Source organism: Streptomyces sp. NRRL F-5126, from assembly GCF_000721265.1.
Lineage (GTDB): Bacteria > Actinomycetota > Actinomycetes > Streptomycetales > Streptomycetaceae > Streptomyces.
This window is the reverse complement of record NZ_JOFZ01000119.1, coordinates 1-329: the sequence shown is the minus strand read 5'-3', so window position 1 is coordinate 329 and position 329 is coordinate 1. Positions and strand designations below refer to the sequence as shown.

Below are 329 nucleotides of genomic sequence, written 5' to 3'. Positions count from 1 at the left end.
CGCCCATGCCGCCGCCCATGCCGCCGCCCATGCCACCGGCGATGAAGTAGTGGATCCTTCCGTCCGCCACGTACTTCTTGAACTGGGCCAGAGTCGGGGAGGGGTCCGTGCCGTTGAAGCCGCCGATCGCCATGACCGGTTCCTCGGTGGCCAGCTGGTAGCTCGCCGCGTTCTGCGAGCCGATGGCCGCGGCGGCCCATGTGTAGTCGTCCGCGTTCTTCTCCAGCAGCTTCTTGGCCTCGTCGGTCACGCTCGCGCCGTTGAGCAGGCCGCCCATGCCGCCACCGCCGCCGCCCGTGCCACCGGCCTCGCCGGTCGCGCCGCCGGGC

At 71.7% G+C, this 329-nt stretch carries 1 pseudogene; it reads right to left on the bottom strand.

Features of this window, described 5'->3' with window-relative positions:
• Positions 1-329, bottom strand: a pseudogene (locus IH48_RS34045) (glycosyl transferase); the annotation flags it as partial.